The organism is Paenibacillus rhizosphaerae, assembly GCF_014192015.1.
Classification (GTDB): domain Bacteria; phylum Bacillota; class Bacilli; order Paenibacillales; family Paenibacillaceae; genus Paenibacillus_AQ; species Paenibacillus_AQ rhizosphaerae.
Map to the genome: position 1 here is coordinate 766,213 of NZ_JACHXJ010000003.1, position 26,721 is coordinate 792,933.

At 52.8% G+C, this 26,721-nt stretch carries 30 protein-coding genes and 2 pseudogenes; 10 read left to right on the plus strand and 22 right to left on the minus strand.

Annotated features, from left to right (window positions below):
* Positions 1-38: 38 nt before the first annotated feature.
* The 6 genes from FHS19_RS20150 to FHS19_RS20175 form a co-directional block, all read right to left on the minus strand.
* Positions 39-482: a GNAT family N-acetyltransferase gene (locus tag FHS19_RS20150; protein ID WP_183583598.1), complete on the minus strand. Its 444-nt coding sequence runs from the start codon at positions 480-482 to the stop codon at positions 39-41.
* A 4-nt stretch (positions 483-486) separates the two neighbouring features.
* Complete coding sequence (locus FHS19_RS20155) at positions 487-945, minus strand: NUDIX domain-containing protein (protein WP_183583599.1); 459 nt, start codon at positions 943-945, stop codon at positions 487-489.
* Between the two features lie 30 nt (positions 946-975).
* Positions 976-1,494 carry a GrpB family protein gene (locus tag FHS19_RS20160; RefSeq protein ID WP_183583600.1) on the minus strand — a complete coding sequence of 173 codons (519 nt, stop codon included), beginning with the start codon at positions 1,492-1,494 and terminating at the stop codon, positions 976-978.
* Positions 1,495-1,541: 47 nt separating this feature from the next.
* Positions 1,542-1,754, minus strand: a complete 213-nt coding sequence (locus tag FHS19_RS20165; RefSeq protein WP_183583601.1) for a helix-hairpin-helix domain-containing protein — start codon at positions 1,752-1,754, stop codon at positions 1,542-1,544.
* Positions 1,755-1,756: 2 nt separating this feature from the next.
* Positions 1,757-2,311, minus strand: a complete 555-nt coding sequence (locus FHS19_RS20170) for a hypothetical protein (protein ID WP_183583602.1) — start codon at positions 2,309-2,311, stop codon at positions 1,757-1,759.
* 195 nt (positions 2,312-2,506) lie between these two features.
* Positions 2,507-3,583, minus strand: a complete 1,077-nt coding sequence (locus FHS19_RS20175; protein WP_376771931.1) for a M42 family metallopeptidase — start codon at positions 3,581-3,583, stop codon at positions 2,507-2,509.
* A 222-nt stretch (positions 3,584-3,805) separates the two neighbouring features.
* Between FHS19_RS20175 and FHS19_RS20180 the strand changes: the two are divergent.
* Positions 3,806-4,627, plus strand: a pseudogene (locus FHS19_RS20180) (bifunctional NADH-specific enoyl-ACP reductase/trans-2-enoyl-CoA reductase); the annotation flags it as partial.
* 48 nt (positions 4,628-4,675) lie between these two features.
* Here the strand turns inward: FHS19_RS20180 and FHS19_RS20185 are convergent.
* Positions 4,676-5,197 carry a PadR family transcriptional regulator gene (locus FHS19_RS20185; RefSeq protein ID WP_183583604.1) on the minus strand — a complete coding sequence of 174 codons (522 nt, stop codon included), beginning with the start codon at positions 5,195-5,197 and terminating at the stop codon, positions 4,676-4,678.
* A gap of 227 nt (positions 5,198-5,424) precedes the next feature.
* On the opposite strand from FHS19_RS20185, the gene FHS19_RS20190 reads away from it, so the two are divergent.
* Entirely contained in the window at positions 5,425-6,657 is a 1,233-nt protein-coding gene (locus FHS19_RS20190; protein ID WP_183583605.1) for a cytochrome P450, read from the plus strand.
* Positions 6,658-6,716: 59 nt separating this feature from the next.
* Here the strand turns inward: FHS19_RS20190 and FHS19_RS20195 are convergent, their stop codons facing one another.
* Both FHS19_RS20195 and FHS19_RS35000 read right to left on the minus strand, forming a co-directional pair.
* On the minus strand, positions 6,717-7,481 hold the full coding sequence (locus tag FHS19_RS20195; protein ID WP_183583606.1) for an AAA family ATPase: 765 nt from the start codon (positions 7,479-7,481) through the stop codon (positions 6,717-6,719).
* Positions 7,482-7,557: 76 nt separating this feature from the next.
* Positions 7,558-8,481, minus strand: a pseudogene (locus tag FHS19_RS35000) (aminoglycoside phosphotransferase family protein).
* Between the two features lie 215 nt (positions 8,482-8,696).
* Here FHS19_RS35000 and FHS19_RS20210 point away from each other — a divergent pair.
* Positions 8,697-9,578 (plus strand): helix-turn-helix transcriptional regulator, encoded by an 882-nt coding sequence (locus FHS19_RS20210; RefSeq protein ID WP_246426695.1) that lies wholly within the window; start codon positions 8,697-8,699, stop codon positions 9,576-9,578.
* Between the two features lie 108 nt (positions 9,579-9,686).
* Complete coding sequence (locus FHS19_RS20215; RefSeq protein WP_183583610.1) at positions 9,687-10,346, plus strand: peroxiredoxin-like family protein; 660 nt, start codon at positions 9,687-9,689, stop codon at positions 10,344-10,346.
* 83 nt (positions 10,347-10,429) lie between these two features.
* Here FHS19_RS20215 and pdxR read toward each other — a convergent pair whose 3' ends face one another.
* Positions 10,430-11,851, minus strand: coding sequence for a MocR-like pyridoxine biosynthesis transcription factor PdxR (gene pdxR, locus FHS19_RS20220; protein ID WP_183583611.1), 1,422 nt, complete (start codon positions 11,849-11,851; stop codon positions 10,430-10,432).
* A gap of 121 nt (positions 11,852-11,972) precedes the next feature.
* Here pdxR and FHS19_RS20225 point away from each other — a divergent pair, with 121 nt between their 5' ends.
* Positions 11,973-13,193: an MFS transporter gene (locus FHS19_RS20225; protein WP_183583612.1), complete on the plus strand. Its 1,221-nt coding sequence runs from the start codon at positions 11,973-11,975 to the stop codon at positions 13,191-13,193.
* 79 nt (positions 13,194-13,272) lie between these two features.
* On the opposite strand, the gene FHS19_RS20230 is transcribed toward FHS19_RS20225, so the two are convergent.
* Complete coding sequence (locus tag FHS19_RS20230; RefSeq protein ID WP_183583613.1) at positions 13,273-13,767, minus strand: cysteine hydrolase family protein; 495 nt, start codon at positions 13,765-13,767, stop codon at positions 13,273-13,275.
* A 206-nt stretch (positions 13,768-13,973) separates the two neighbouring features.
* Between FHS19_RS20230 and FHS19_RS20235 the strand changes: the two genes are divergently transcribed.
* Entirely contained in the window at positions 13,974-14,348 is a 375-nt protein-coding gene (locus FHS19_RS20235; RefSeq protein WP_183583614.1) for a hypothetical protein, read from the plus strand.
* Between the two features lie 22 nt (positions 14,349-14,370).
* Here FHS19_RS20235 and FHS19_RS20240 read toward each other — a convergent pair whose 3' ends face one another.
* Positions 14,371-15,621 carry an MFS transporter gene (locus tag FHS19_RS20240; protein ID WP_183583965.1) on the minus strand — a complete coding sequence of 417 codons (1,251 nt, stop codon included), beginning with the start codon at positions 15,619-15,621 and terminating at the stop codon, positions 14,371-14,373.
* Positions 15,622-15,904: 283 nt separating this feature from the next.
* Between FHS19_RS20240 and FHS19_RS20245 the strand changes: the two genes are divergently transcribed.
* Positions 15,905-16,486 carry a TetR/AcrR family transcriptional regulator gene (locus tag FHS19_RS20245; protein ID WP_183583615.1) on the plus strand — a complete coding sequence of 194 codons (582 nt, stop codon included), beginning with the start codon at positions 15,905-15,907 and terminating at the stop codon, positions 16,484-16,486.
* A 62-nt stretch (positions 16,487-16,548) separates the two neighbouring features.
* On the opposite strand, the gene FHS19_RS20250 is transcribed toward FHS19_RS20245, so the two are convergent.
* The 4 genes from FHS19_RS20250 to FHS19_RS20265 all read right to left on the minus strand — a co-directional run bounded on the left by FHS19_RS20250 (position 16,549) and on the right by FHS19_RS20265 (position 20,133).
* Complete coding sequence (locus tag FHS19_RS20250) at positions 16,549-17,517, minus strand: phosphotransferase family protein (RefSeq protein ID WP_183583616.1); 969 nt, start codon at positions 17,515-17,517, stop codon at positions 16,549-16,551.
* 22 nt (positions 17,518-17,539) lie between these two features.
* Positions 17,540-18,289 (minus strand): protein-L-isoaspartate O-methyltransferase family protein, encoded by a 750-nt coding sequence (locus FHS19_RS20255; RefSeq protein WP_183583617.1) that lies wholly within the window; start codon positions 18,287-18,289, stop codon positions 17,540-17,542.
* 396 nt (positions 18,290-18,685) lie between these two features.
* Entirely contained in the window at positions 18,686-19,195 is a 510-nt protein-coding gene (locus tag FHS19_RS20260) for a dihydrofolate reductase family protein (RefSeq protein ID WP_183583618.1), read from the minus strand.
* Positions 19,192-20,133: an alpha/beta fold hydrolase gene (locus FHS19_RS20265; RefSeq protein WP_246426696.1), complete on the minus strand. Its 942-nt coding sequence runs from the start codon at positions 20,131-20,133 to the stop codon at positions 19,192-19,194. Before FHS19_RS20265 ends, FHS19_RS20260 begins: the two co-directional genes overlap by 4 nt.
* A 189-nt stretch (positions 20,134-20,322) precedes the next feature.
* Between FHS19_RS20265 and FHS19_RS20270 the strand changes: the two genes are divergently transcribed.
* On the plus strand, positions 20,323-20,670 hold the full coding sequence (locus FHS19_RS20270; protein WP_183583619.1) for a winged helix-turn-helix transcriptional regulator: 348 nt from the start codon (positions 20,323-20,325) through the stop codon (positions 20,668-20,670).
* A gap of 166 nt (positions 20,671-20,836) precedes the next feature.
* Here FHS19_RS20270 and FHS19_RS35740 read toward each other — a convergent pair whose 3' ends face one another.
* Positions 20,837-21,118: a winged helix-turn-helix domain-containing protein gene (locus FHS19_RS35740; protein ID WP_204797549.1), complete on the minus strand. Its 282-nt coding sequence runs from the start codon at positions 21,116-21,118 to the stop codon at positions 20,837-20,839.
* Positions 21,119-21,586: 468 nt separating this feature from the next.
* Here FHS19_RS35740 and FHS19_RS20280 point away from each other — a divergent pair, with 468 nt between their 5' ends.
* Positions 21,587-22,246 (plus strand): FMN-dependent NADH-azoreductase, encoded by a 660-nt coding sequence (locus FHS19_RS20280; protein ID WP_183583620.1) that lies wholly within the window; start codon positions 21,587-21,589, stop codon positions 22,244-22,246.
* A 426-nt stretch (positions 22,247-22,672) separates the two neighbouring features.
* Positions 22,673-23,590, plus strand: coding sequence for an aldo/keto reductase (locus tag FHS19_RS20285; RefSeq protein ID WP_183583621.1), 918 nt, complete (start codon positions 22,673-22,675; stop codon positions 23,588-23,590).
* Positions 23,591-23,643: 53 nt separating this feature from the next.
* Here the strand turns inward: FHS19_RS20285 and FHS19_RS20290 are convergent, their stop codons facing one another.
* The 5 genes from FHS19_RS20290 to FHS19_RS20310 form a co-directional block, all read right to left on the minus strand.
* Complete coding sequence (locus tag FHS19_RS20290; RefSeq protein ID WP_183583622.1) at positions 23,644-24,120, minus strand: SRPBCC family protein; 477 nt, start codon at positions 24,118-24,120, stop codon at positions 23,644-23,646.
* A gap of 25 nt (positions 24,121-24,145) precedes the next feature.
* A complete protein-coding gene (locus FHS19_RS20295; RefSeq protein ID WP_183583623.1) occupies positions 24,146-25,156 on the minus strand; it encodes a serine hydrolase domain-containing protein in 1,011 nt (336 codons plus the stop codon).
* Between the two features lie 33 nt (positions 25,157-25,189).
* On the minus strand, positions 25,190-25,630 hold the full coding sequence (locus FHS19_RS20300; protein ID WP_183583624.1) for a hypothetical protein: 441 nt from the start codon (positions 25,628-25,630) through the stop codon (positions 25,190-25,192).
* 15 nt (positions 25,631-25,645) lie between these two features.
* Positions 25,646-26,101 carry a hypothetical protein gene (locus FHS19_RS20305; RefSeq protein WP_183583625.1) on the minus strand — a complete coding sequence of 152 codons (456 nt, stop codon included), beginning with the start codon at positions 26,099-26,101 and terminating at the stop codon, positions 25,646-25,648.
* A gap of 88 nt (positions 26,102-26,189) precedes the next feature.
* Positions 26,190-26,645, minus strand: a complete 456-nt coding sequence (locus tag FHS19_RS20310) for an NUDIX hydrolase (RefSeq protein ID WP_183583626.1) — start codon at positions 26,643-26,645, stop codon at positions 26,190-26,192.
* Positions 26,646-26,721 lie beyond the last annotated feature (76 nt).

The window sequence follows — 26,721 nt, forward strand, 5'->3', positions numbered from 1 at the left end:
GCTTGAGCATTAAAGTACCTATCGGAAACCGCAGCGCATCAAGTGCGCTCATCGTTCTTTTCCCCTTCCGTCACCTTCGCTGCCTCATGACTCTTATGCATGACGACCTGCCGGGTCGGCTTGTAGCCGGCTTGCCGATAAAAGTCCACCAGACCGCTTTCGCAAAATAAGCTGACCACGTGGATATCTCCCAATTCCGCAGTGATGCGGTCGGCGATCTCCCGTCCCAAGCCGCGTCTTCTGTAATCCTCATGCACGCCCATATCCTCGATATAGGCACGGAACAAGCCGTCCGAGACCGCCCTCGCAAACCCGACCAGCCTGTCTTCGTCCCAGGCGCCCACAGCAATGGATGAGCCGAGCATGGATTCGATATCGTTCAACGTTCTTTCCGGCCACCATCCCAGGTGATCATACAGCCGTTTCACTTGAGGGGCGGGGATATTTTTCTCTTGATACGTCCGTACAGTGATTGGACTCATAATTCTAGCTCCTTAATATGGAAATCTCCATTTGCATTAAATCCTCAAACACAGGCTGCTGAACGGAACTGATCGGCAAGTACTCGATTTCATCCATGGACTTGAATTCAAGCTGAAGCGACTCCTGATGGAGATCCTGAAAAAGAAGCTCTTTTTCGTTTACGGACAACCTTCCCTGCAAAATCACTTCCGCCTTGAAGATGAACATGACAAACACGACCTCGTTCCCGTCGGGGTAGGTATACTGCATTCTCGGCCCGCTATAGACTCCCATCAGTTCATGACTCTGAACGACCCGTCCGGTCTCTTCCAGCACTTCCCGCTTCATCGTTTCCTCAATGGTTTCTTCGGGCTCCATCGCGCCGCCGGGCAATCCCCAATCCCCGTAATCGGACCTGCGCTGCATGAGAATGCGGCCGGCTTGATCCTGAATGACGGCGCCGCCCGTAACGATAATGCGCATGGCTGCTGCTTCCTCCCTCCTGCGGCGAAATCAGCTCTTTGCCCACTCCCGCGCTTTTTTTAACAACTCAGCAATCGTTCCGGATTTTTCATCCGAGTATTTCAGTAACGTGTTGATGCCACTGGCCAACGTGTTCCGTTTTGCCTGTGCATAGGCTTGCGCTTGCTCCGGATGGGCGCGCAGGTAAGCCCTGAACAGCAGGTTATCCCGCCAAATGTCGGACTCCCACTCGGTAATTTGCAGATTGATCTTCTGCCCGATGCGTTTGCGGTAATGGATTCGCCCCGGCACTCCCGCCTCACCCATGCCCTCATACTGTAAAGCAACCAGCTGACGGTCTGTCCGCTCGTCAATATGAAGCTCTCGTAGGCCAATCAGGATATCGACAATCGGTTTGGCCGTCATGCCTTCGACAGATGTGCTCCCGATATGGGCAAATTCCACTGCTTGTTCCGCAAAGACAGGCTCCAGCTTCCTTTTCTCTTGCTCGTAGATTTTCTTCCATTCAGCTTGATAAGGGGACAGCTCGATGATTTCATCAATGCCCATAAGTTCCCTCCGATCCGATCATTGCTCTGTTGTCTTAGGGCTGCTCTTTATTTGGAAAAATCCAGTCCCTTATCCGCCAGGGCCCGCCGAAGCTGCTCTACCGCCGTGGGGCCGATGCCGTGAAGCTGCTTCAGTTCCGGCTCGGTAAGCTTCGCGACTTCCTCAAGCCGGGTAATGCCCGCATTCCGGAGCGCACGTACCGCCGGCTGCGCCAGCTTGGGCAGACCGCTTTCCGTCAAATCCTGCTTGTCCTTCGGCATGCTTAGAAACCTCCTCGATTAGATGGAAGGTATCTTCCAATCACTTTTTCATCCCAAATCTGTGCCTCAATGTATCGCTCTGGTCCCTTATCTCCATGCTTGTTCCATTCCTGCGGGAGCCCGTACCTGGCGATGACTTCCCGGATTTCACCCTTCGTATACACCTGCTTGCGGTAGGGCTTACCATCATCATAGCGCATCGTCGGAAACAGATCGCCGTATGTAAAACTGATCGAACGATCATCAAATTCGTCCCAGCCGAGTTGAATCACGCTTGGCTCCACATACCAGGAACACAACCAATCGCAAGGTCCGAGGGTCATATAATGCGGAAACGGATTTCCTGGCAGCCCGCCCTTGGCTGTAAATGCCTCTCTGGCCCGGTTCTCCAGTAAAAGCCTCGTTTCCATATAATCGCCTGCTCTTTGACTGGCAAACGTCTTCCCGTCCCGCACGATCTGCCCCAAAATTTCACGGGCTTCTTCCAGCGGCAGACTCGATAAGTTTCGAAAAGGACCCCGTGCTGCTTCATAGTAGTGATACAACACCAGCGTCATGGCTATCGCCCCTTTCGGCAGCTTTGTCGTACTTTACCCCACCCCAAAAAATAAAGCGTCAGAACATATCGACGATGTCTAACGCTTTACGTTTTATTCCATTTTAGTCAAAAGGAACTGCCTTCTCAATGAAAACTGTTGTTTTCATTGAGGAAGGTAACCTCTCGAAATACGTTTTGCTCCATGTGTCGGTCCCTACCCGATCAGCTTATCCACGGTTTCGCGGTCCAGCTTCTGGATCACCGCCGTCAGCAGGTCCGCGGCCTGGCTGAAATCGGATTTGGACATCACGGAGTTGTGGCTGTGGATGTAACGCGTGGCAAATCCCACGGACAGCGTCGGGCAGCCGATGCCGCTCGTATGAATCCGGCCGCCGTCGGTTGTGCCGCCGGTGATAGCGTCAAACTGCAGGGAAATCCCCAGCTCCTCCGCCGTGTCGATCACGAGGTCCCGCAGCGCGGTATTCGGAATCATCGAGGCGTCAAAGATGAGCACCAGCGGTCCGTCGCCCATATTGCATTTCATCGGGTTCGACTCGCTGCCCGGCGTGTCATGCGCGATACCGACGTCCAGCGCAAAGGCCACGTCCGGTTGAACCAGGTTGGCGGCCGTTCCCGCACCGCGGAGGCCTACTTCCTCCTGCACCGTCGCTCCTGCATAAATGACATTCGGATGCTGTTCGTTCTGCAGACGGGACAGAATTTCAACCGCCAGCGAGCAGCCGGAGCGGTTGTCGAGCGCTTTTCCCGCCCATAACTCGCCATCTCGCATCGTAAAGAAATCGCTCACCGGTACGACCCAGTCGCCAGGGCGAACTCCCATCTCCTTGGCATCCGCCTCATCTTTAGCCCCAATATCGATATACAGATCCTTCAGCTTCATGACCTTGGTCCGCTCATCGGCCTCCAGTACATGAGGCGGCTTGGAGCCGATGATGCCGATGTATTCGCCTTTACGCGTCTTTACTTTCACCCGGTGGGACAGAACATTATGTGCCCACCAGCCGCCCAGCTGGTTAAACCGTAAAAATCCCTTCGGCGTAATCTGGGTGACCATAAACCCGATCTCGTCCAGATGGCCGGCAAGCATTACTTTGGGTCCCCCGGCGAGGCCGGTTTTCACCCCAAATATACTGCCGAGCCGGTCCATAACCAGCCCCTCGCTGAGCGGCTCAAGATAGCTTTTCATTTGGGCGCGGACGGCGCCTTCGTGTCCGGGTACCCCGTCGCACTCGGTCAATACCTTCATTCGCTGCGTCATTTCATCCATCATGGTTATTCAACCTCCAAATCTGCGTTTATACATGTAAAATTTGGACGAACTCATCCGTTGTTCCCTCGTATATTGCTTCGCTCTCTCTACCCGGTTAACCTTCCTTTGAATAGGAAATTGCTTTTGGACATTCCGTTTGCACACCCCGGTTGGTCCTATTCGCGTCTACGATGAATTTCATAAGCTTCCACGCTTGCTGGACGGAACCCGTTTTTCTTTTCAAAACAAGAGAGGTACAATATGGATCTCGTCGTGTACAGCGTAGCCTCGTCCCGGCGTACCGACCCGGACAGCGGCAAGACGTACAACTCGGTCCTGAAGCCGATCGGGGCGCCCTTCACCGCCAAGGCCGTGAACTTTCATACCGGCGAAGTGACGGACGAAGTCACGACCGAGCCGGCGGAAGGCGACGACATCGACCAAACGATCGCCGTGATGGGAGGCGCCGATTGGCAGCGCTGGATTGACCGGCTTCGGCAGGCGAACCTCCTGGCCGACGGAGCGGTGACCATCGCCTACTCCTATATCGGCTCCGGTCTTACCCGGGCCATCTACCGGGAAGGCACCATCGGCAAAGCGAAGGAGGATCTGGAGACAACCGCGCAGCGGCTGACCCATGAGCTGTCTGCCTTGGGCGGAAGAGCATACGTCGTCGTCAGCAAAGCACTGGTCACCCAATCCGCTGCCGCCGTTCCGGTCTTCCCTCTGTACATTGCCTCGCTCTACAAAGTGATGAAGGAAAAGGGCATCCATGAAAATACGATCCAGCAGTCGTACCGCCTGTTTGCCGACAAGCTGTACCGCGAGGGCGGAACGCCGGTGGACGAAGCGGAGAGAATCCGCATCGACGATTGGGAACTGCGCCCGGATGTCCAGCAGGAATTAGCCCGGATCTGGGATCAAGTCACAACGAATAATGTATATGAGTTGACGGATCTGAAAGAGTACCGGCGCGAGTTTTTTCAGCTGTTCGGTTTTGATACGGACGGCATCGACTACGACAAGGACACGAATCCGGACGTATCCCTTCTAAACGCAAGGTAAGACAGAAAAGGCAGCCGGTAAAAAACGGCTGCCTTTGGATTTTTACTTTCATTCCTCACTCATCGTCTTTCGAATCAGCTCGTCGATCCAGCGGATCTCCCCAACAACCCGCGATATTGTGTGCTGAAGAACCTCATTCAGGAACATGTCATGCGCCACGCTTCCTTCCTGACGCTGCTGGATGCCGGCCAAGAGGGAATCGAGGTCCTTTTTGCGCATGTCCAGAATTCTGAGCCGGTTCTCACGGGAAATACGGTCAAAGAGGGATACCCGGATCATGAACTCAATTTCATGCTTGGCGTCTTTTTCGGTAAAAGTGTTGATCAGCTCGGCGATTTTCGCTCTGCCCACTTCGGTAATTTCGTACACATACTGGCTGGGCCGGCCTTCCTGCTCATTACGCTTTCGGATAATGGCCCCTTCCGACGTAAACCGGCGCAGCGCCGGGTACAGCAGGTTATGATTCACATCCATCAAATAGCCGAGGTCTTTTTGGATCTCTTTTTTGATTTCGTACCCGTGTTTGGGGGATTTTTCAATCTGGATTAAAATGAGTAAGTCGATATACATAGATCCTGCCCTCTCGTCTGATTTGACTGTTGTCCGGGTTTATGTATTTAATAGCATACCAATTCGGATAGGGTTCTTCAACGAATTCCGACAAACTCCGCATTTCCTAATGCACCCAAAGTCATGGGGCATTGGGCTGTGGCTCCCCTTCGGGCGATATGTTAAATTAACATATGATATTTTAAACATGAGGTCACCTACTATTCTTCAACACGGGAGGGAATGGAATGCAAGAAATCATTGCTTTGGCCGATATCACCCAATTCCGATCACGATCCGAAGAATTCAACCCGTACGATTGGTACCGGGACAAGCTGCAGAACGAGCCGATCAGCTACAACGAAGCCACGAATACCTGGAATGTATTCCGCTACGACGATGTCAAACGGGTGCTCAGCGACTATGAGTACTTCTCCAGCGTAAGAACGCGGACGACGATCAGCGTCGGCGCGGACAATGATGAAGGCCAGAGAAACGATAAAATCAACACGATCAATGCCGATCCTCCGGAGCACCGCAAACGCCGTTCCCTGCTGTCCGCCGCTTTTACGCCGCGAAGCCTGAAGCTGTGGGAACCGCGGATCCGCGAGGTCGTCCGGCAGCTGCTCGATAATATGGGGGATGCTTCGGTCATCGATGTAGTCAAGGAGTTTACCGGCGCATTGCCCGTCATTGTGATGGCCGATCTGCTCGGGGTGCCTTCCAAAGACCGGCTGCTGTTCAAAGAGTGGGTAGACATCTTATTTCTTCCGTATAACAAAGACAAGGCAGCGGAAATCAACGAATTGAAACGACATGCTGCCACAGAGTACTATACTTACCTTTTTCCTTATATTGTTCAAAAAAGATCCCAGCTCGGCGATGACATTATCTCTGACCTGATCCAAGCCGACGTCGAGGGAGAACGGTTCACGGATGACGAAATCGTCCGGACCACGATGTTCCTGCTGGGAGCCGGTGTGGAAACGACAAGCCATCTGCTGGCCAACACGTTCTATTCGTTCCTGTACGATAACGACCAGATTTACGGGGAGGTCCGGGCGAACCGGGAGCTGGTGCCAAACACTGTGGAGGAAATGCTGCGCTACCGCTTTAATATTATTAAATTGGACCGGACTGTCAAACAGGACAATAACGTGCTAGGCGTCGATCTGAAAAAAGGTGATGTCGTCATCGCCTGGATAGGCGCCGCCAACATGGATGATCAGGTGTTTGATGATCCCTTCACGGTGAACATTCACCGCCCCAACAACAAAAGGCATCTAACCTTCGGAAACGGGCCGCACTTCTGCATGGGCGCGCCGCTGGCACGCCTCGAGGCGAATATCGGGCTGGAGCTGTTTATGGATTACTTTGAGATGATCGAGCCGGTTCCCGGCTTCCAGCTGGAAGAGAATTTGACGCCTTCCGCCGCCGGCCAAGGGCTGGTAAGCCTGCCTGTGAGGGTTAAGCGGGCCTAAGATTGGGTTTGTCATATGAAAAGCCGCTTCCGGAAATCGGGGGCGGCTTTTGTTGTGGGCTATTCCGGATCATCCTCCAGCAAAATGTCCAGCATCTGCTCCGGGCTCTCCATCATTTTTCGGGTGATCACGTAATGGTCCGTGTCCTCCAGCTTCACCGGGCGCATGCCTTGATCGTCCAGCAGCCAAATTTCCGCATGGGGGTACGACATCAGGATTGGGGAATGCGTGGCGATAATGAACTGCGACCGCTTTTTCACCAGCTGGTGAATCCGCGACAGCATCGACAACTGCTTCAAGGGGGAGAGTGCAGCCTCCGGCTCGTCCATCAGGTACAGCCCTCTTCCCCCAAACCGGTGCATAAACGTGGCAAAAAAGCTTTCGCCATGGGACTGCTCATGCAGCGATTTGCCTCCATAGGAATCCCGGATCGGAGGAGCGCAACTCATCTCCGCATCCAGCTGGTCGATATTCGTCGCCACGTTATAATAGCTCTCCGCCCGGAAGAAAAAGCCATCCTTCGGCCGGACGACGCCACGCACGAGCCGCATGTACCGGTGCAGATCCGAGTGGGAGGACATCGTCTCAAAGGAAAAATTAATCGTGCCCCCTTCGGGATTAAATCCCCAGGCGACCGCCATCCCTTCCAGCAGGGTGGATTTGCCCGATCCGTTTTCGCCGACGATAAACGTCACCGGCTGTTGAAACGACAAGCTGTGAAAGTCATGGACAGCCGGCAGGCTGAAGGGATACGCGCGAAAGGACGGCACTTCCTCTCTCCTCAGCATCACGCTCCGCAAATATAAAGAACGTGCATCCAGCATGAACCGATCCGCTCCTTTCCTTTAGAAAATTATATGTGTAGATACTTCCTTGACGGAGAGGACCGCCCCGTCCTCCTTATTGCAGGCGGTACCATGCCGGCGGCCCCCCGTTTTGAAAATCATGCGTGTCGATCGTCCGCTCGATCTTTTCCAGCATTTCCTGCACTCTATCATGTTGGATGCCCCCGATCAAGGTCGCGTGCTGGTTCAGCGCCACAAACAGATTGTATTTCGGCCAAAAGTCATCCGGAATGCCATCTTGGAAATATCCATGGACCTGGCCCTTGGCAAAATACGGGCTGACCATGCAGGTATACTTCGGCAGTTTAAAAAAATCCTCCCACGGGTCTCCCCAGTCAAACCGGCCGAAGTCGATCACACCGGCAAACCGATGGTTCTGAAAGATCAGGTTGGATGGGTGAAAATCGTCATGCTGGAAGGTTACCGGACTGTTTTTAAGCAGCTCCAGGTGATCGTCGATATAGCTCTCCAAATCGTTCTGCCGATGGAAGCGAAGGCCCATTTCCCGAACCTACTCCTTTTTCTGCCTGTATTTCTCTGCACGCCGTGCCGCCCATTCGATGGGGACATCAGGGATGACCTGATGGATCTTCCTCAATTCTCTTCCAGCCGCCGCCCCCTGCTGAAGCTGAGTCTCCGGGGTTAATCCGGACAAATCTTCTTCCCCGCTAACGCCAGGGATGTAGGTCAGCAAGAATAAATAGCAGAGGTCAAGATACCCAGCCAGCCCGGCCATCAGCGGCTTGGAGCAGCGCACCTGATTCGCTTCGTGCTTCCGGAGCAGCTCGAACTCCAAACGTTGTCTGGCATACGCCCTTCCTTCATGTACCCGCAGCAGGTACACCGGGGTATCCGCCTGATACAACACAAATTTCCGCGCGTCCGAAAATCCCTTCTCAAGCGGCTCAGCCCGGTCATACCCAACTTGCTCCCTGATTTCGGCGAGTAACTTCCGAATCCGCTTCTCCATCGTTTTCATCCCTCTCCCCTGCCGTCCATGTGTTATTACGTTGTTCTCCCCGTCTCTGTACCATCCACCATATAGAGATCCCAACGCTATAGCCGTATAATGGTATCAAAAATATACAGGAAATGGGTGCAAAGGAAATGGCATTGCCTGACGTTCACCACAATTTTAGGCAGTTCTTTGATGGTTTGCAGATGCATGGTTCATCAGGGCGCCGCTACGAACGCATGAATCTTCATTCATGGATGGGAGAAGGATCGGTGCAGCGCCTGGCTCCCCGCCAGGATCTAGGGGTGGCGGCAGTCGATTTTCGTTTGAACGATGACTATACTGTAGCCCTGCACACCCAGGTGCCTATGGTCGAGCTGAGCTGCTGTGTTCAAGGCTATCGGAGAGTTGAGGTGTCCGGCAGGGAGTTCGAAATGAAGCCGGGGAGCTGGAGCCTCCAGTTTGCCAACCCGGCGGAAGCCCGCATGCCTTTTACCAAACATCAGCCGTTTCAAATGATGAGCATCGCCATTCCCGTCACCGCCTTCCATCATTTCATGGAAAATGCCGAGGGGACGCGGGCCGTGGATTTTCATCAGATTATCGGGACGCTGCCATACCGGGTGTTCCAGGAAGCCTATGATCCCGCTTCGGGCCACCTCCTGCAGCAGATGATGGAAGCCTCCGCCCGGCCGGACTCGCTGAGCTTAGAAATGGAGTGCCGGATTCTGGAGCTGCTGTCCCATGCGTTCCGTTCGATACTCCTTGACAGGGAGCAGAGGCCCTCCGGTCTATCCAGAACGGATCTGTCCAAGCTGGAACGGGCGAGGGAAATCATACTGGATAAAATGAGCCATCCGCCGTCCTTATCGGAGCTCTCCCGCCTCATCGGCCTGAACGAATTCAAGCTGAAGACCGGCTTTAAGGACCGGTACGGCAGCACCGTGTTCGGATATCTGAGGGAGGCCCGGCTGGAAACGGCATACCGCCTGCTTCAAGAGCCCCATGCCAGCGTTATCGACGTATCCGTGTCGGTAGGTTATTCCAATCCCAGTTATTTCGCCGAGGCGTTCCGCGGGAAGTACGGCATGAACCCGGGTACGCTGATTCGGAAAGCGTAACGCCTCACAAAAAATCCCGCCAACCAGCATCCGGCTCCGCCCACTGGTAGTGCTTCATTCCCTGATCACGATATGATGAGCGCATATCCGACAAGGGAGAGTGAAGACATGTCCGATTCACCCCAATTGAAGCTGAATGACGAACTGGCGGCCACAACCCGGCACGGCCTGGAAGTGCTGCCCGCAGCCGTTACCGAAGCGTTCGAGCGCTCCATCGAGGACTTACGCATATCCGGTGCCGCACGCGGCCTGAAGGCTGGAGATGACGCGCCCGATTTTACGTTAAGCAATCAGGCAGGTGACCCCGTTACGTTATCTGAAGAATTTGCGCACGGTCCGGTCATTCTGACCTTTTACCGCGGAGAGTGGTGCCCGTTCTGCAATTTGGAATTAAGGGCCTACCAGCGGATGTTGGACCGCATTCATGAAGCTGGAGCCCGGCTGCTCGCCATCAGTCCCCAGACGCCGGACCACTCCTTGTCTATGCAGGAAAAGAACGGACTCGGTTATCATGTTCTGAGCGACCTGCACAACAAGGTGGCGGAGAAATACAGGTTGACCTTCCGTCTGGCGGAAGACGTGCAGCAGGTGTACCGGTCACTTGGTTTTCCCCTGGACCAATTCAACGGTGACGATTCGTGGGAGCTTCCCGTGCCCGCCACTTACGTCATCGATCCGCAGGGCGTGGTCCGTTATGCCAGCGTGGACCCGGATTACCGGACGCGCGCCGAGCCGGAAGAAGTGGTGCAATTCGCGGAAAGCATCTAGGCGAAGCTTTTCTGGCGAGATTAGAGATCCTCACGCCTTACAAAAAAAGCCCGGAACGACCTTATGGTCATTCCCGGGCTTTTTCACTTTTCCCCCTGTTCCCTCAGCCCCCCTGCAATTCGCCGGACCCCCTCTGGAATCTGCTGCTCGGCTACATCGCCGAATCCCATAATCAGCCGGTCCTCGAACCGCCCCTTCACGATGGCATACGTTTCGGCCGGATAAATCCGTACACCCCTTTCCGCCAGCGCTTTGACCCGCTCCTCGTCAAAAACATGACCTGAAAATCCTGCGATCAAATGCAGTCCCGCAGCGTCGCCGCTCACTTGAACCGTGTTCCCGAACGTTTCGCCCAGACTGCGGATCAGCAGCTTTCTTCTCCGGCTGTATAGCCGCTTCATGCGGGTGACATGGCGCTGCAAATGCTGATCCGCGATAAACCGTGCCAGGATGGCCTGATCCAGCGTAGGCGTATGCATATCCATAAGCCGCTTGACCCCTTCCATGGACGCGACCAAGTCCCGCGGCAAAACCATATAGCCGATGCGAAGCGCCGGGAACAAATTTTTGCTGAAGGTGCCGATGTAGATCACCCGCACGGCATCCAGCTCCCTTAACGCATGGACCGGCAAGCCCGCGTAACGAAACTCGCTGTCATAATCGTCCTCAATGATGTAGCAACCGGTATAACGCGCATACTCCAGCAGTTCCATCCGCCGTCCGATAGATAAAATGCTGCCGAACGGAAACTGATGCGACGGCGTCACAAAAACAAGGCGGGGATGGGCCTGAACGGGAATATCCTGAACCCGCAGCCCATGGGCATCCACCGGAACCGGTACGATGTCCGCGCCGGCCGTCTGAAAAATCCCATGGATAAACGTGGATGTCGGGTCCTCCGAGATGACCGTCTCTCCCGGCTGCAGCAGCAGCTTGCATACCAGCGTGATCGCCTGCGTCGCACCGGCCGTAACCACGACCTGCTCGGGATCGCATACGATGCCCTTCGTATGGAGCAGCATTTCGCATATCTGAATGCGCAGCCCCCAGTGCCCTGCGGGACCGGCATACCCGTATTCCCGGTCGTCCAGCTGGTCATATACCTTATAGGCGACCTCGCGCCACTTTTTGCGCGGAACATGCTCCATCGACGGAAAGCTCGGGCGGAAATCGACTCCGTCGAAACCATAACCGTCATCAGGCTGCTTCCGGGAGAAATGAGGGTTCTGATCCGATGGCTCGAAGCTTGCTGGCTTCCTGTTTTCCAAATCGACCACATACGTCCCCGATCCGAGCCGCCCTTCCAAATACCCCTCCGCTACCAGCTGCTCATATACGCTGACGACCAGCGTTCGTGACACGCCGAGTTCCTGCGCCAGCTCCCGGCTCGACGGCAGGCGCATCCCCGCGAAATATTGACCCTGGAAGATCCGCTCCCTGAGCAAGGAATAGATTTGTCTTGTTTTGGTGTCCGCTGCCTGCACCCCTGTAGAGTCCTGTACCAATACGCCTTACTCCCTTCCTCTTCAAATTGGTATGATCAAAACCGCTCCAGATTGGTGCTTATTACAGCCAATCTAGCATGATAGGATGGATTTTGCAATGAATGGAAGGAAGGTGACGCCTATGTATCGGTCTTCAAAACCAACCCCTGGCAGCCTCATGACCGCCGCTCTCTTTCTGGCCGCCCTGAATCTGCGCCCAGCCATCAGCTCCGTATCCCCGCTGCTCGCGCTCATTCGGGACGACCTGGGCATGTCGTCCGCAGCGGCAAGCCTGCTGACATCCATCCCCGTGCTGTGCATGGGATTGTTATCACCGGTCTCGGCCAAGCTGGCCGGACGTGTGGGGACCGAACGCGTGATTCGCTGGTCCCTTGTCCTCATCGGATTTGGAACGGTCCTGCGGCTGTTCGTCCACTCAGCCGGAGTATTGCTGTTGACCGCCCTGATTTCAGGGCTTGGCATTGCAGCCATGGGCCCCCTGCTGTCCGGATTTATTAAGCAGCATTTTCCGAGCAGCGTCCCTGCAATGATCGCCGTCTACTCGGCCGGCTTGTCGCTTGGGGCTGCGCTGGCTTCGAGCTTATCCCTGCCCTTGCAGGCAGATTCCCAATCGTGGCAAACCGCCTTAGCGATATGGTCGGCACTCGGGGCGGCCGGCGCCGCCGTCTGGTGGACCATGCACCGGAGGAACCGTTCCGGTCCGCGAAAGGTTAGCGATGCCCCAACTGCCGGACTGCCTTGGCGGAACCCCAAAGCATGGCTGCTCACCCTGCACTTCGGCCTTATGGCAGCCTGCTTCTATTCCCTCCTCGCCTGGCTGCCGCCCGTGATGCAAAGCCTGGGGTACACCTCGTCGGAAGCAGCTGCCATGCTCACCATCTTTGCCATCACGCAGATTCCGGCCGGGACGATCCTGCAGCGGCTGCTGAGGCGCTTCCCTTCCCGCCTGCTGTGGCTATGGGTATCATCGATTACGCAGCTGGCTGGTCTGATCCTGCTGTTCTCGCCTTTGCCCTGGCTGGCCGCGGCCTTGATCGGCCTGGCCTGCGGGACCTTATTTGCGCTGGGCCTACTCCTCCCGATGGACGCAGCTGCAACCAGTCAAGAGGCCGCATCATGGGCAGCCATGACGCAATCCGCCGGTTACTTGATCGGGGCCGCAGGGCCTTTTCTCATCGGCCTGGTCCATGATGCCGCAGGTCCATTTTCGTTTGCCATTTACGGCTTGATGGGGGTCACTGTCGCGCTCATCGTCGTTCAATGGTTCGTGGCTCGTTTTCAAGCACATAAAAGGGTTGGTTCCAAGGCAGTGCCGGCAAAAAGGGTGGATCTCTCCGAATAAGAGACACCCTGAATTGAAAACAAAAGACCCGCCGCGGGGATCGCTTCCTCCGTGCGGGTCTTCATTCTATTTTTCCGACTTAGCCCAATTCCACCAGTGCCTCGATGACAGGATACGAAATGAGATGCCGGTCCCGGTAAATGTCCTGCACCGCGCCCGGCTTCGTGCTCACAATTCCCCTTTGCAGAATGGCTGCACGGAACCCTCTTTCCAGTGCACCGTTATAGGTGAACAGGACGCAGTATTCCGCGGCAAAACCGGACACCACCAGAAGATCGACGCCCTTTTCCGCAAGGATGGATTCCAGTTCCGTTTTCCAGAACGCATTGGAAAAGGTTTTATAAACCACCGTATCGCCGGGCTCCATCTGGATCCCTGGAATAAATCCGATTCCGTCCTCATTGACGTCCTCCGCGCCCTCCACATCTTTGATATGGATGACCGGATGGCCCTTCGAGCGCAGCAGACCGGCGGTGTAATTTATATATTCGCAGGCTCCGTCAATCGTTTGTTGATCCACGTACCCGTTCAGCAGATGCTTCTGCATATCAATGACCAGCAGACCCAGTTTCAAATGTATTCCTCCTCAACTTGTTGATCTCTTATAAAGTACATTTCGAATTTCTATACGAAATTTCCTGGTTCAAATTGATTTTTTCCAACTTTTGACCCCTACATAGGGCTAATATCGTACACAATAGTAGTCAATTAGCACCTTTTTCCATGGGATGTTATGGAATATAGGCGAACCGTGTCAGTATAGGAGTGAAGTACATAGCTATGACCTCCGTTGAGCAGATTCGCAGCCTTTCACAGACATCCCCCGCCGATGTCACTCGGGATTTGACGTTTATGTTTGAGGAAGGACTCCTCCCGGAAGGCAGAATCATCAATGGAACCGTCTACATCCATCAGCAGGCCTTCGACGATTACTTTAACGATGAGTACGATGAAGAGTATGAAGACGGGGACTCCTCCTCTGATGAAACCGGTCATGGACGCATCGAAGGAAGCCCTTCGGGATTTGAGCCCCCCGGTTCCGGCCATCCGTCCTCCCCGAAAACGGTCGAATGTCCCGGCTGCGGAGCAAGGGTGTTTCTGGGCGCAGAGCAGGAAAAAGAATGCGAGTACTGCGGCAATGTCGTTTGCGCCTAACTGCTTGGTGCTTAGTAGGACCTCACCCTTCCTTTTCCCCGCTTCGCCGGGTCCATGCCCAGAATAAAAGCGCAAGCGCACTGACGCCTGCCCCGAGCATGCACACACCATCCCAGCCGAATCGGGCATAAGTGCTTGTCGAGGCGATGGAGCCCGTAGCGCTGCCGATCGAATAAAACGTCATGTAAGCCGCGGTCAATCGGCTGCGGGATTCCGGGCGTACGCTGAAAATCATGCTCTGGTTCGTCACATGGACGGCCTGCACCGCCATATCGAGCAGAAGGATGCCCAGAATCAAGGACAGCAGGGAATGCTCCGTATATCGGATCGGAAGCCATGAAACGAGCAGCAGTGCCAAGGCGACACCTGTGGTACGCTGTCCCAGCCCCCGGTCGGCCAGCCGTCCGGCTCTTGCCGCCGAGAGGGCCCCGGCGGCCCCGGCAAGTCCGAACGCCCCGATCGCGGTGTGCGACAGGGAGAGCGGCGGACTGCTGAGCGGCAGCACCAGCGAGGTCCACAATATGCTGAACGCCATAAAAATAAGCAGCGCCAGCACGGCGCGAACACGCAGGATCCGCTCCTGCACGTACAGACCCAGCACCGACCGAAGCAGTTGGGGATAGTTCAGCGAAGCCTTCTCCGGGTCCTTTCCCGGCAGCATCTTTAGCAGAATGCAGGCCACGATCAGCATCAGACCCGCAGACGCCAGGTAGACGGAGCGCCAGCCGGCGGCATCCGTTAGCAGGCCGGCGAATGTTCGGGCCAATAGAATCCCGATGACCACCCCACTCGTGACCACGCCGACGATCCGCCCTCGTGATTCGGGGGCCGCCAGCGTCGCGGCATATGCAACCAGCACCTGCGTGACCACGGCCAAAAGCCCGACGACCGCCATCCCTCCAAGCAGAATGCCCCGGTTAGTCGCCGTACCTACGACGACCAGTGCAGCCACGGATATCAGCATCATGCCCGGAATTAACCTGCGGCGGTTCAACAAATCTCCCAGCGGAACGAGCAGCATCAAACCTATGGCATAGCAAATCTGCGTAACGGTAATGACCATCCCGACCGACGAATGCGAAATCCCGAACTGTGCCGCCAATGAATCCAGCAGCGGCTGGGCGTAATAGACGTTGGCGACGGCCAAGCCGCACGCCGCGGCAAACAGCAGCGCACTCCAGCGGGTTATCGGCTGCACAGATGCAGCCAGTGCAACTGGAGCTGAGACCGTCTCTTCCTCTTTTTCAGGACCCGACCTTTCTCCGGTTACCATCGATTCGGTTTCCTGTAGTTTGTTCACAACAAACCCCTCCCGGATTTCCAATTATCATAACATACCGATCAGTATATAATGATTTGTGCTTACCTTACCTTCTCGAGCGAAGTGCTGTCAAGAGGTTCGTGGATTGAAATTGTTAATGGGTCTGAATTTTAAAGATAAAACAAAATAATTATAAGCAAATCCGATCATAGATCTTGGCTGACCGAATTGACAGGAAGGGATGAATCTCCTACAATATAAACATACCGATCGATATGAAATGAGGTGCCCGAAAATGGTTAGGCAGCGTGAATTCGATGTGGATCAGGCGCTGGAAGACGCCATGCATATATTTTGGAGTAAAGGCTATGAGGCCACGTCTTTAAGCGATCTGACGGCGGGAATGGGCATTCAGCGCCCAAGCATTTACTCCGCGTTCGGGGATAAGAAGGAGCTGTTTGAAGCGGCTCTGCGGAAATATACCGCCGCACATGCGGCGCAGGCCAGATCCCGGCTTCTGCACGGCGAGTCCGTCAAGGAAGCCTTCAGACGTTATTTTGAGGGGATTGTCGAGGAGTCTTATGCCGACCCGCAGAACCGCGGGTGCTTCTGCATTAATACGATGGTGGAAATGGCTCCGCATGACGAAAAATTCGAGATTTTGACACGGGAGCATGAGATGTATTTGGGGGCGATTTTTCAAGAGGCGATCGAGCGGGGGCTCCGTTCAGGCGAGCTGCACACCGGTGTGGACGCCAGGTCCCTGGCGCAGACCCTGGTCGTCTCCTTGATCGGTCTGACGGTGATGATGAAAGCCCGCCCGGAGCGTTCCTTTGTCGATCATTCGGTCGAGGTGATACTCACGTTGATTCAATAAAGATGCACGTAGTGAAATGATCCCTGTGCCCGGGAAAAATAGCTGGGGGGGCTGCCAGCGGATCAAGCAGAATCCCGCTCAAGCGACAGGCTCGTCAGGCATCCTTTCAAGCCGGCGATCGCTTCTTCCTTTTGAGCCAGCAGCCGGTCCTGCGGCCAGACGCTGTCTCCCCGTTTCAAGTCGCCTGAAATCAGGAGCAGCATCCAAATGGAAAACACGGTGGAGAAGCGGCAGTAATCACGGATAAAATCGCCCAGATCCCACTCCACTCCATACAGCGCCGACTGAGCTACATAATAGGTCAGGAGCTTTTCCCGATCTTCAGCGGCCACCTGTTTCGGAAACAAGGGGTGCGACATATCGATGAGATGATACAGGTCCCAGAACGGGGTATTCAGGTGGGCATGCTCCCAATCCATGATGTACAAGCGGCCGTCAGCCGCAACAGCATAGTTGCCCAAATGCAGGTCCCCGTGGGATACCACCTTTATTTTCGGTAGAGCCCGGCCCTCCGCAAAGCTGAGTATCATGCCGTCCAGCTCCCACGGCTCGCCGATTTCGTTCATGACCGCTACGGCCTCGTCCCGTCTGTTCATGAGATCGGCGGCGATCTGCTCGATCTGCGGCTTCGGCCCCGTTCCGCCCAAGCCTTCCCGACGCTCCTCCGGCAGCGCATGCCACCAGGCAATCTGCTGTACCACTTTCATGGCGGTTTCCACATCATACTCATGGCGAAGCGGGCCAAGGTCTTCAAAAATCGACCATCCCTCCTCTCCAGCGCCTTCCTCCGAAGAAGCGAGCAGTGCCGGATAAATATCCGGAAAACCGGACAGCATATGCCGGTAAATCCAGGCTTCCCGGTCCACGCTTTCCCCATTAGTCAGCGGCTTGAAGATGTAGCTGTGCTGCCGATCCGGGTAGAACCGTTCTACGAATTTGCCGTTCATCCCCTGGTACAGGGCCTCCCGCTTCCACAGTCCCTCTCCGCTTAGCGTTCCGTTCGGTAAAACGAATTGGCTCAGGTTGTACATAAATGCTCCCCCTTCGGCTTGTTTACAAACCGATGTATTCGAAATCCCAGGCGTCAAAGCTCGCTTGATCCATCCATGTATTTTTTCGGTTCGAATTCCGACGAGCCCTGATTTGTAAACGATCTATGTCGAAGTCAGTTAGGACCACATTCGGCTTGCCTGACTTTAGAACAAGTTGCTCAACGGACGGCGCCATCCTCATAAAATTGCCTTTCATCAGACTAAGACTGACTAGTGAATGCTCCGACACTTTGTTAAAAGCAACCACGTAAGCGTCACCAAGCTCCTCAAGATCGAGCGGCGCAACCAATATTCCGCCTATACCTAACTGGTCGATCCAAGGCTGCGGAAGAAACGGCGGCTTTGCTGCCGCTATAATTCTATCGTATGGAATTGACTGATGAAATCCGTAAAACCCGTCTCCGCAGATGACTTTTACATTCCTGATTTCCGAACTGTCCAGCTTCTTCTTTGCACGTTTTGCAACAGACGGATCCACCTCGACCGTATGCAAGGTTCCTTCCGGTCCGATCAAGTTGGAGATCAGTGCCGCATTGAATCCGCTCCCGGTACCGATTTCAAGGACGCGCATTCCCTTCTGAACCTGAAGACACTCGAGCATTTCCGCCATAAAGCGAGGATTGGTACTTTGAATGACCCGGGAACCGTCTTGGTGGAACAGAAACTGGGCACCGTTAACGTGCTCAAACGCATTTATGATAGACGGTGATAAATGTAAGCCGTACAAATCGATGGAACGATTTTGATTCATCCTCATACCCCCTACATGAATTTTTTCAGGTGAGTAAGCCTGCCGATTCTACATAATTCGTCTGGTATACGCCCGCTTCCCCCAGAAAATTTCCGTAAACACAGGATGTGCGCTTTCACTTATATTCCGTTCTCCGATGCCCGTTGTGATGTGGATCTATTTTAGCATGGATTTTAGGCCGCAGACTCACCATTTTAAACAAAAACTGCTTATATAAGTTGATGATGGGGGCAAGTAAATCATTGTACTCCCTTGCCTGCATCGAACTCTTTTAGTTCAACTTATATATCCTTATTTAGCTATCGTCACTACAAAGAGAGAAAGCTTCCTCCCGATGCACCAGGAAGAAGCTTTCCTTACTGTCCGCTTATTTTTACACATACCCAACATCTATAACTAACCCGTGACCGCATAATGCAGCTGCACCACACCGGATCCCAGCGGCTTACAATTCAGCAGTTCTACGTCTTTAAATTGATACTCGTCTCGGTTCGTGACCAGGTTCAACCCTTTTCCTTCCAGTACCGGAGCCACATTAAACACCAGCTCATCGACAAGCCCGCTGCCCAGAAAAGCATTATGCATTTCGGCCCCTCCCGCCAAAAGTGCGGTGGAATGCCCCCGGCTTACGAGATACTGCAGCGCCTCTTCTGGAGAGCTTACGACCGTCACGCCCGCGATCTCCTTGACACTCTTGGTGACAACCACAATATCAAGCCCTGCAAAGGCTGCTCCACCGCCGCTGGCCTGCATGCTTTCAAAGGTTCTGCGCCCCACGATAAAGTTTCCCGATCGTCCAGCATGAGCCGCAAAATCGGCCAGAGCCTCCGGCTTCGGCGGGTTGTCAGGCCCGGACTGCGCATAGTTTCCGTTGGCGGACAGCGCCGCCCAAAGAATTGTTTTCATATAGATATCCTCCCTGGTTTCGTTTCTGCATATTTGATCATGTTCGGCCGCTTCCCTGCGCCACTTGTTCTTTCCAGGACTCTGCGGATGGATGCCGCTACCCGGTCCGGGCGGTCCTCCTGCACATAATGGGAAGCATCGCTCAAAGCCTCCGTTTCGTTCATTCGCAAAATGCCCTGCCAACGCTGCATTTCCTCTACCGGAAAACCGGCGCTGTCCTTCAGTCCCCACAAAATTTGCGCAGGAATCTCAGACAGCAGAGGCAGTCTGGATTCAATTTCAGCCAGCCACGGCCCGGCTTTACGGATGCTTCTGGGGAACACCCAGGTCGGTTTGCGAAGCGCCGGGGTAGGAAAAGGATCGGTATACGCCTTCCTTAAGGCTGCCGTGACCTTCTCCTTATGGTGAATTCCGCTGGGTACAATCGTATGGGCAAAAAAGTTCCGCCGGGTCTGAAGCCAATATCCGAGCGGCCAGCCGCCCATGGCTATCGAAAACAGCTTCATCGGCAAGATTTTGGCCGGCCATGCCCATGTATTCATGAGGACGATGCCGCGTACGTTGTCAGGGTGATGCACTGCATAATGGAGCCCAACCGGTCCGCCCCAATCCTGAACGACGAGGACTACATTTTGCAAGTCCAGCTGCTGAATCAGTGCCGTCACTGCTTCCGCATGCTCCTGGGGTGTATAGCCATAGCCCGTAGGGGCCTTCGACATCCCGAAGCCGGGGTAATCCGGGGCGATCAGCCGGCATCGACCGCTCAACTCTTTGATCACATTCCGGTACAAATAAGACCATGTGGGGTTGCCGTGCAGAAGCACGACAACCGGCCCCTCGCCTTCATCAATATAATGAATCGCACCGTCGCGGTAAGGCAGCCAATGATCCTGAAACGGATATTCCGAAGCGTTTACCTCAAAGGGTCTTTGCATCATATTTCTCCTATCTTCACCATGGTTATATTCCAAGACTTGGATCCAGCAAGCCCGATAATCGATTATGGGTCGGGACCGGAACTTTATGGAATCCGTTCCCTTTCCTAAGATTAGACGACTGTGGTACATTTGAAAAGTAGTTACATTTAAGTGCACTAGTTTCAAAAAATGAACTAGGAGGGTTTAGTCATGATCGATCCCAAATGCCCGGATACCATTACCCCGGTGATCGAGTTGCTGGAGGGAAAATGGACGCTTCTGATCCTCCGCGACCTGTTCAACGGAATGAAACGGTTCGGGGAGCTGCGCCGGTCACTACATCCCATCAGCCCGAAAACGCTGACCGACCGGCTGCGCCTCCTGGAAGAGAATCACATCGTTACACGGACCATTTTTTCAGAAGTGCCGCTGCATGTGGAATATGAGCTTACGGATAAAGGCCGGCGCCTTCAGCCGATCTTTGCTGCCATGCGGGAGTGGGCCGAGCAGCCTTGTCCAACGACACATATAGCGGAGCTGCAGGAAGCCAAGGCCTAAAAACGGCTCGACCGAAAAACTTCTCATTTTCTCCCCAGCCAAAGAGCACGGCGGTATCGAGCAAGGTCACGTGCATAACGCCCATTACTGAAATGAAAAAAGGAGCAATTGCCGCCGGCAAACTGCTCCTTTTTCTTAAAATAACTCTTTTCATGACTAGTGTTATTTATTTCTTATGGGCTGGCGCTGGTTCCACGTCAATAATTTGATGTAAGACCTCTACGTAATTTTTAAACGCAGATTGCCCGGTCTCTGTGATTGCAAGCCAGGTCCTTGGCCTTTTCCCCACATACCCCTTAATTACCTTCACATATCCTGCCTCTTCGAGGACACTAAGGTGTTTAGATAAAAGGGAGTCACTAACCCCAATGGCGTCACGCAAAAATTTAAAGTCAACTCGTTCCGCTGGAGCAAGTGCTGCCATAATAGGATAATCGTATCGGTACATGGATCAATTCATCTAGGACAGGCACTGCAAAAGTAACCACGTATTGCAGCCAGCCGGTCGTAACAGAAGGAGCTAACACGCCGAAAGCCGCGATTACTACCCCTACGATGAACCATAACCATCCAGTCCATTGACCTCCAAGTCGAACTTTACGTTCTAATCGCTTTATTTCAGTGAGTGTGTACTTTACCGCCGTTCAAGTATTTGAATAACGTTATGTCTTGAAGTCAAAAAAGCAGGTTAAAGTTTAATCTTCATTCCACTGCCCCTGTTAGCTTAGCCCAATCCTATCCATGCCTCTTGAGCGTAGCCTTTATTACGTTTTGTAAATTCACATAAATTACATGGGTATATTCATTGACTTGCCTTTGTGGAAAATATATTATAGATTATGTTAATCGTCGATTATATTGATCGACGATTAAATTAGTCCATAATTACAACTTTTCACTTTAGGAGGAAATATACATGGGTAAATTACTGATCATCAATGCACACCCAGATTTTGATTCTAAAACCTCTGCAAGTCTGGATGTATTTAATTACTTTCTAAAAGTATACAAAGAGAGACATTCCAATGACGAAGTCATTGAACAAATCAACCTTTACGACGTTGAAGTACCCATGCTAGATAAAATTGTTTTTAGCGCATGGGCGAAACAAGCAGAAGGAAAGGAGTTAACAAGTCAGGAAAAAAATGTGACAGATCGTATGGGTGAAATATTAAAACAATTCAAAAGTGCCAATAAGTACGTCATTGTGCTTCCAATGCATAACTTTAGTATCCCCTCAAAACTAAAAGATTATATAGATAATGTTATGATTGCAAGGGAAACGTTTAGATATATCGAAACCCCAATGAGTAACGGAAGAGCATCCGTCGGACTTCTCGACGATGGAAGAAGCGTAGTTACAATCCAAGCCAGTGGATCAGTTTATACCAATAATGACTTTTATACCGAACTTGAGTACTCGAATAAATTTTTGAAGTCCATCTTTTATTTAATGGGAATCGAAGATTTTGAAACTGTACGCATTCAAGGAACAGGATTCCTGGACAGAAATGAAGTATTACAAAAAGCATATAAAGAAGCTGAAGAACAAGCTTCAACATTAGCAGCAAAATAAGATATTATTTTGTCTGGCCGATCATTTTTGATCGGCTGCTTTTATATATAAGAAACCAGTTATTCTCAACTACAGCTCCCAACTTAATGTCACTGAACAAGGGATCCCCTGCTCTCTTCCTGCCACCAGTTTGTCGCCATAAACTCATAACTTCCCATTATCCTCATAAAAAGACTTGAATCCTGCCACACGCGGTGTCATTATAAACAGGGGACTGTCTGCAAAACTATTCATCACTAGATCACGCTTACTATATAGAATGGACTAAAGAATAATGCACTTTTCAAGCGGAAGCACTCCGTATGAGGAGAGCACAATGGACGAGCTTTAGTTCAATCTATGTAGAGGAAAACTTCAGCAGGAAGCCGGAACTTTCGTGTTGGAGTCGAAACATCCAAACCCATATGAATACGGAGGACAGGATTCATGAAAACGATTAAGCTTGGCAGCAGCAGCTTGGAAGTACCTGTAGTTGCAGTAGGCTGCATGCGCATCAACTCCCTGGACAAAAACGAAGCGGAGCGTTTCGTACAAACGGCACTGGAGCAAGGAGCCAATTTCTTTGACCATGCCGATATCTATGGCGGCGGTACTTGCGAGGAAATTTTCGCAGATGCCATCCAGATGAACAGCGACGTCCGTGAGCAAATCATTCTTCAATCCAAATGCGGCATCCGTAAGGGCATGTTCGACTTTTCCAAGGAGCACATCCTGAATTCGGTGGACGGTATTCTGAAAAGACTGAAAACCGACTACCTGGATGTTCTGCTGCTGCACCGTCCGGATGCATTGGTTGAACCGGAAGAGGTAGCGGAAGCGTTCGACCAGCTGGAATCCTCCGGTAAAGTGCGCCATTTCGGCGTATCCAACCAGAACCCGATGCAGATCCAGTTGCTGAAAAAATTCGTGAAGCAGCCGATTGTAGCCAACCAGCTGCAGCTCAGCATCACGAACGCCACCATGATTTCCGCCGGCATTAACGTGAACATGGAAAATGAATCGGCCGTAAACCGTGACGGCAGCGTCCTGGATTTCTGCAGACTGAACGACATTACGGTTCAGCCTTGGTCGCCTTTCCAATACGGCTTCTTCGAAGGCGTGTTCCTTGGAAACGACAAATTCCCGGAACTGAACCAGAAGATCGACGAAATTGCCGGTAAATACGGCGTAACCAATACGACCATCGCTATCGCGTGGCTCCTCCGCCATCCGGCTAACATGCAGCCGGTAATTGGCACAATGAACCTTGAGCGTCTGCAAGACTGCATCAAAGCAAGCGATGTGACCTTGACCCGCGAAGAATGGTACGAAATTTACCGCGCAGCCGGTAACATTTTGCCATAAATCACTGTATAGCGGCCGCTCGTATGCACGGACGGCCAGAAACAAAAACAGCCTCAAGTCGACGACTTGGGGTTGTTTTCGTTTTCGATGAGTGCCTTGAGCGTCCGCTGGCGGTAGCGGATAAAGGCCCTCATGTATTTTTCCAACACGAGCGCATCGAACACCCGCCCAACCCATCCGAACGGGGCACTGAAATCGAGAATGTCCCTGACCAGCGTTCCTTCGGCAATTTCCTCAAATTCATGGCGGTGGGTCAAATGGCGAAAGGCCCCCTTTTGCATCTTGTCGGTAAAAGAATAGGGCTTATCCATCTCGGCCACCTTCGAGGTCAGCCGCTGCCGAATCCCAAAATGCCTTGCTTCGAACACCACCGTGTCCCCGGCCTCGAGCAAACCGCTCATCCTTCCCGCGACGACCCGCTCTTTGGTGTGCGGCCATACCGTTCGGGAATGGTCATCCACATTTCGGGAGACGTCAAAGCAGACGCCGATCGGGGCATATATGATCATTTCTTCTCGTATCGTCGACATACCGTTCATCCTGTCATAATGTGTTTTAAAATGATTTGAGCAATTCGCCCGCCATATTTCCGAACTGCCGGATATCCGCTAAATAATCGTAACCTTCCGGATTACCGAGCTGGTTATACATCCGAACGACCACCGTATGATACTCCGGTATGACGAGGCAGGCACATCCTGTAATTCCAAGCACTTGGTAGGCTCCGCCTGGCAGCCGTTCGCCTAGCTGGTTCAAGGGTGTATCCCGCTGCAGCCACCAAATGAATCCGTTGAGCGGTTCATGATTCGGCAAGGAAGGCGGGGTTTGCGGCGAAACGATGCGATCAAACACGCTTTGGGGAATCGGCTGCTCCCCTCTGATGTTCCCTTTGTTCATATGAATCGCACCCCAGCGTGCCAAATCCCTTGCACTGGCGAATAAATTACTCTGGTCCCCCGCCGCGCTGTCATTAGGTCCAACCCAGGTGTCCGGATCTTCATAATAGTTATAAATCAGCTCTTCCCGCTTTTCCGTTCTCCATCCTGTTTCGTGAAGCCCGTAAAGGTCGAATACGTTTCTTTGCATATATGTACTGAGTGGATATCCTGTTAATTGATGGACCAATTCGGTGAGCAGAGCGATGCCTGTATTTCGATAGGCCCAACCGCTGCCGGCAGTAAATTCACGCACGAGCTTGCCCTCCATTTCCATTAACCCGTGGGTATGGGTAAGAAGGTGCCTCAGCGTCACTTCTTCAGCTTGCGGGATGTCCTTATCCAGATAACGACAGATCGCATCGTCAATGCTGTGAATTTCCCCCTGCTCGATCAGCAGGCTGATGGCAAAGCCCAAATACGTTTTGCGAATGGAGCCCAGGTTGAACTGGGTTTTCTCATCTACAGGCCGGGAATCCGGTTCGGATCCATGCCTTCCGCCATACCATTCATTCACCACTTCATCCTCATGGATCATGTAGACTGCCGCCGCCGTAGCTCCGATCGTATCTTGAACCTGATGCACATAATCATTCAGGGATTGAAAGCGGCTGTTTTGAGTATATTTCAATGGAATCCCCCTTTATCTTTGATAATTCTGGGGCTAGTACAACATCAATCCTTCGATCTCTCTAAACTGCAAAATTTCCTCCCCGTCATCTGTATTGATCCATGCCTCATGCTCATGAGCGATATTAACGAGCCAGGGCTGACTGCCTTTAAAAAAACATAAATCCTCCAACAAATCTGGCCACACCCAGTCATATAGGCCATGAGCGGACTCCAAGACCAGCTTTTCCAATGGCGGCTTGCATTCAAAATAATATACGTCGGTATAATGCCCGAACAGTTGGGTTCCCGGCCAAGCGTCCTGCTTTTTCACCACTTTGACGTCAGGCTTTAATCGTTCGACCAGCGCCTCCGTTGCAGGCGTTAGCGATAGTTGATCCTTTTTGACAAGGATAAATTGATCGCACACACGGAATGCCATCGAAATCAACCCCTGATAAGCTCTGCCGCGGGGTTCCTCTAAAATGTATATCAAAAGCTCCCTCCTCTGCTACCTTTGCGACATCGTACTAAAAAAGCTCTTCCCCTGGATCATCCAATACCGTTCCGATTCCGGCACCCGTTCCAGAAAATCGCGATATTCTCCAACCCAGCCCTCGGGAACATAATGCTCGAAGGACATCGGTTCCGGGAACAGCGAATACAGCACACGGTCGTCGAAATGGACGTAAAGCGCCGGAACAAACTCGAGAACCTCATCTTGATGCTGAAAAGAGTCCTGCAGATCTATGAGCATTTGAGAGAGCTCAGTTGAAGACACCCGATAGTCCGCGATAAGACGGAAAAATTCCGCAGCCGTGGTTTCGTCCAGCACTTCGATGCCAAAGCGGTCTTCCATTTCCACATTCAAAAACCAATATTCTCTCTCCGTAATGTACCAGCTCCACTGGTTTTGAAAGACAACGCCGACGATAATATTGCGGGCGTATTCAGACATTAGCTTCATGCTGCTCTCCTAACGGTTACAAAGATGGTTCTGCCAAAAGATAGCCTCTTTCGTTCTTGACTACTATACTACTCTATTTCCATGATACTCATCGAATCATTCCATGAAATACGTCAAGCGGATAGAACTCTTTCCGTAACAACCGCCTGGTGATCTGCTTGATGACTTTCGCTTCCCGCAGCTGTTCATCCGGCTGATGGAGCAGCGTATCAATGGCAACCCACCGGCCATCCATAATTTCATCATTCTGTACTCTTAAAACGCCACCCGCTGCTTCGCCTACAAAATGAAACAAGATCACCTGCTGACCACTGGCGCTTCGAAACGGATACACGCCAGTAGCAGCCTTCAGCCGTACGTCTAGTCCAGTCTCCTCCTTGACTTCCCGAACAGCGGTCTGGGCTAAATCTTCCCCTGTCTCCCGCTGCCCTGAAGGAAAGTTCCACAACCCATACGCGGAGGCCTTCTTCTCCTGGATCATGAGCACCTCTCCGTTCCGAAGAACGGAAACGCTGGCGACAATGATGTTTTCCTCTGGGTTCATTCGATCTCTCCGTTTATGTTCGATTTTTCCTCCAAATTCCCGTTATCGCATGCTATGATAGCGATGGTCCTATGAA

Excerpts from the sequence above, each read along its gene's own strand:
- FHS19_RS20260 (WP_183583618.1), bottom strand. The coding sequence starts at position 19,195 with ATGAAAACAATTCTTTGGGCGGCGCTGTCCGCCAACGGAAACTATGCG.
- FHS19_RS20250 (WP_183583616.1), bottom strand. The coding sequence starts at position 17,517 with ATGTACAACCTGAGCCAATTCGTTTTACCGAACGGAACGCTAAGCGGA.
- FHS19_RS20185 (WP_183583604.1), bottom strand. The coding sequence starts at position 5,197 with ATGTATATCGACTTACTCATTTTAATCCAGATTGAAAAATCCCCCAAA.
- FHS19_RS20175 (WP_376771931.1), bottom strand. The coding sequence starts at position 3,583 with ATGATGGATGAAATGACGCAGCGAATGAAGGTATTGACCGAGTGCGAC.
- FHS19_RS20310 (WP_183583626.1), bottom strand. The coding sequence starts at position 26,645 with ATGAACCCAGAGGAAAACATCATTGTCGCCAGCGTTTCCGTTCTTCGG.
- FHS19_RS20270 (WP_183583619.1), top strand. The coding sequence starts at position 20,323 with ATGATCGATCCCAAATGCCCGGATACCATTACCCCGGTGATCGAGTTG.
- FHS19_RS20290 (WP_183583622.1), bottom strand. The coding sequence starts at position 24,120 with ATGTCGACGATACGAGAAGAAATGATCATATATGCCCCGATCGGCGTC.
- FHS19_RS20280 (WP_183583620.1), top strand. The coding sequence starts at position 21,587 with ATGGGTAAATTACTGATCATCAATGCACACCCAGATTTTGATTCTAAA.
- FHS19_RS20265 (WP_246426696.1), bottom strand. The coding sequence starts at position 20,133 with ATGATGCAAAGACCCTTTGAGGTAAACGCTTCGGAATATCCGTTTCAG.
- FHS19_RS20255 (WP_183583617.1), bottom strand. The coding sequence starts at position 18,289 with ATGAATCAAAATCGTTCCATCGATTTGTACGGCTTACATTTATCACCG.
- FHS19_RS35740 (WP_204797549.1), bottom strand. The coding sequence starts at position 21,118 with ATGTACCGATACGATTATCCTATTATGGCAGCACTTGCTCCAGCGGAA.
- FHS19_RS20285 (WP_183583621.1), top strand. The coding sequence starts at position 22,673 with ATGAAAACGATTAAGCTTGGCAGCAGCAGCTTGGAAGTACCTGTAGTT.
- FHS19_RS20170 (WP_183583602.1), bottom strand. The coding sequence starts at position 2,311 with ATGACGCTGGTGTTGTATCACTACTATGAAGCAGCACGGGGTCCTTTT.
- FHS19_RS20215 (WP_183583610.1), top strand. The coding sequence starts at position 9,687 with ATGTCCGATTCACCCCAATTGAAGCTGAATGACGAACTGGCGGCCACA.
- FHS19_RS20190 (WP_183583605.1), top strand. The coding sequence starts at position 5,425 with ATGCAAGAAATCATTGCTTTGGCCGATATCACCCAATTCCGATCACGA.
- FHS19_RS20155 (WP_183583599.1), bottom strand. The coding sequence starts at position 945 with ATGCGCATTATCGTTACGGGCGGCGCCGTCATTCAGGATCAAGCCGGC.
- FHS19_RS20210 (WP_246426695.1), top strand. The coding sequence starts at position 8,697 with ATGAATCTTCATTCATGGATGGGAGAAGGATCGGTGCAGCGCCTGGCT.
- FHS19_RS20240 (WP_183583965.1), bottom strand. The coding sequence starts at position 15,621 with ATGGTAACCGGAGAAAGGTCGGGTCCTGAAAAAGAGGAAGAGACGGTC.
- FHS19_RS20225 (WP_183583612.1), top strand. The coding sequence starts at position 11,973 with ATGTATCGGTCTTCAAAACCAACCCCTGGCAGCCTCATGACCGCCGCT.
- FHS19_RS20195 (WP_183583606.1), bottom strand. The coding sequence starts at position 7,481 with ATGCTGGATGCACGTTCTTTATATTTGCGGAGCGTGATGCTGAGGAGA.
- FHS19_RS20165 (WP_183583601.1), bottom strand. The coding sequence starts at position 1,754 with ATGCCGAAGGACAAGCAGGATTTGACGGAAAGCGGTCTGCCCAAGCTG.
- FHS19_RS20160 (WP_183583600.1), bottom strand. The coding sequence starts at position 1,494 with ATGGGCATTGATGAAATCATCGAGCTGTCCCCTTATCAAGCTGAATGG.
- FHS19_RS20150 (WP_183583598.1), bottom strand. The coding sequence starts at position 482 with ATGAGTCCAATCACTGTACGGACGTATCAAGAGAAAAATATCCCCGCC.
- FHS19_RS20245 (WP_183583615.1), top strand. The coding sequence starts at position 15,905 with ATGGTTAGGCAGCGTGAATTCGATGTGGATCAGGCGCTGGAAGACGCC.
- FHS19_RS20305 (WP_183583625.1), bottom strand. The coding sequence starts at position 26,101 with ATGAAGCTAATGTCTGAATACGCCCGCAATATTATCGTCGGCGTTGTC.
- FHS19_RS20235 (WP_183583614.1), top strand. The coding sequence starts at position 13,974 with ATGACCTCCGTTGAGCAGATTCGCAGCCTTTCACAGACATCCCCCGCC.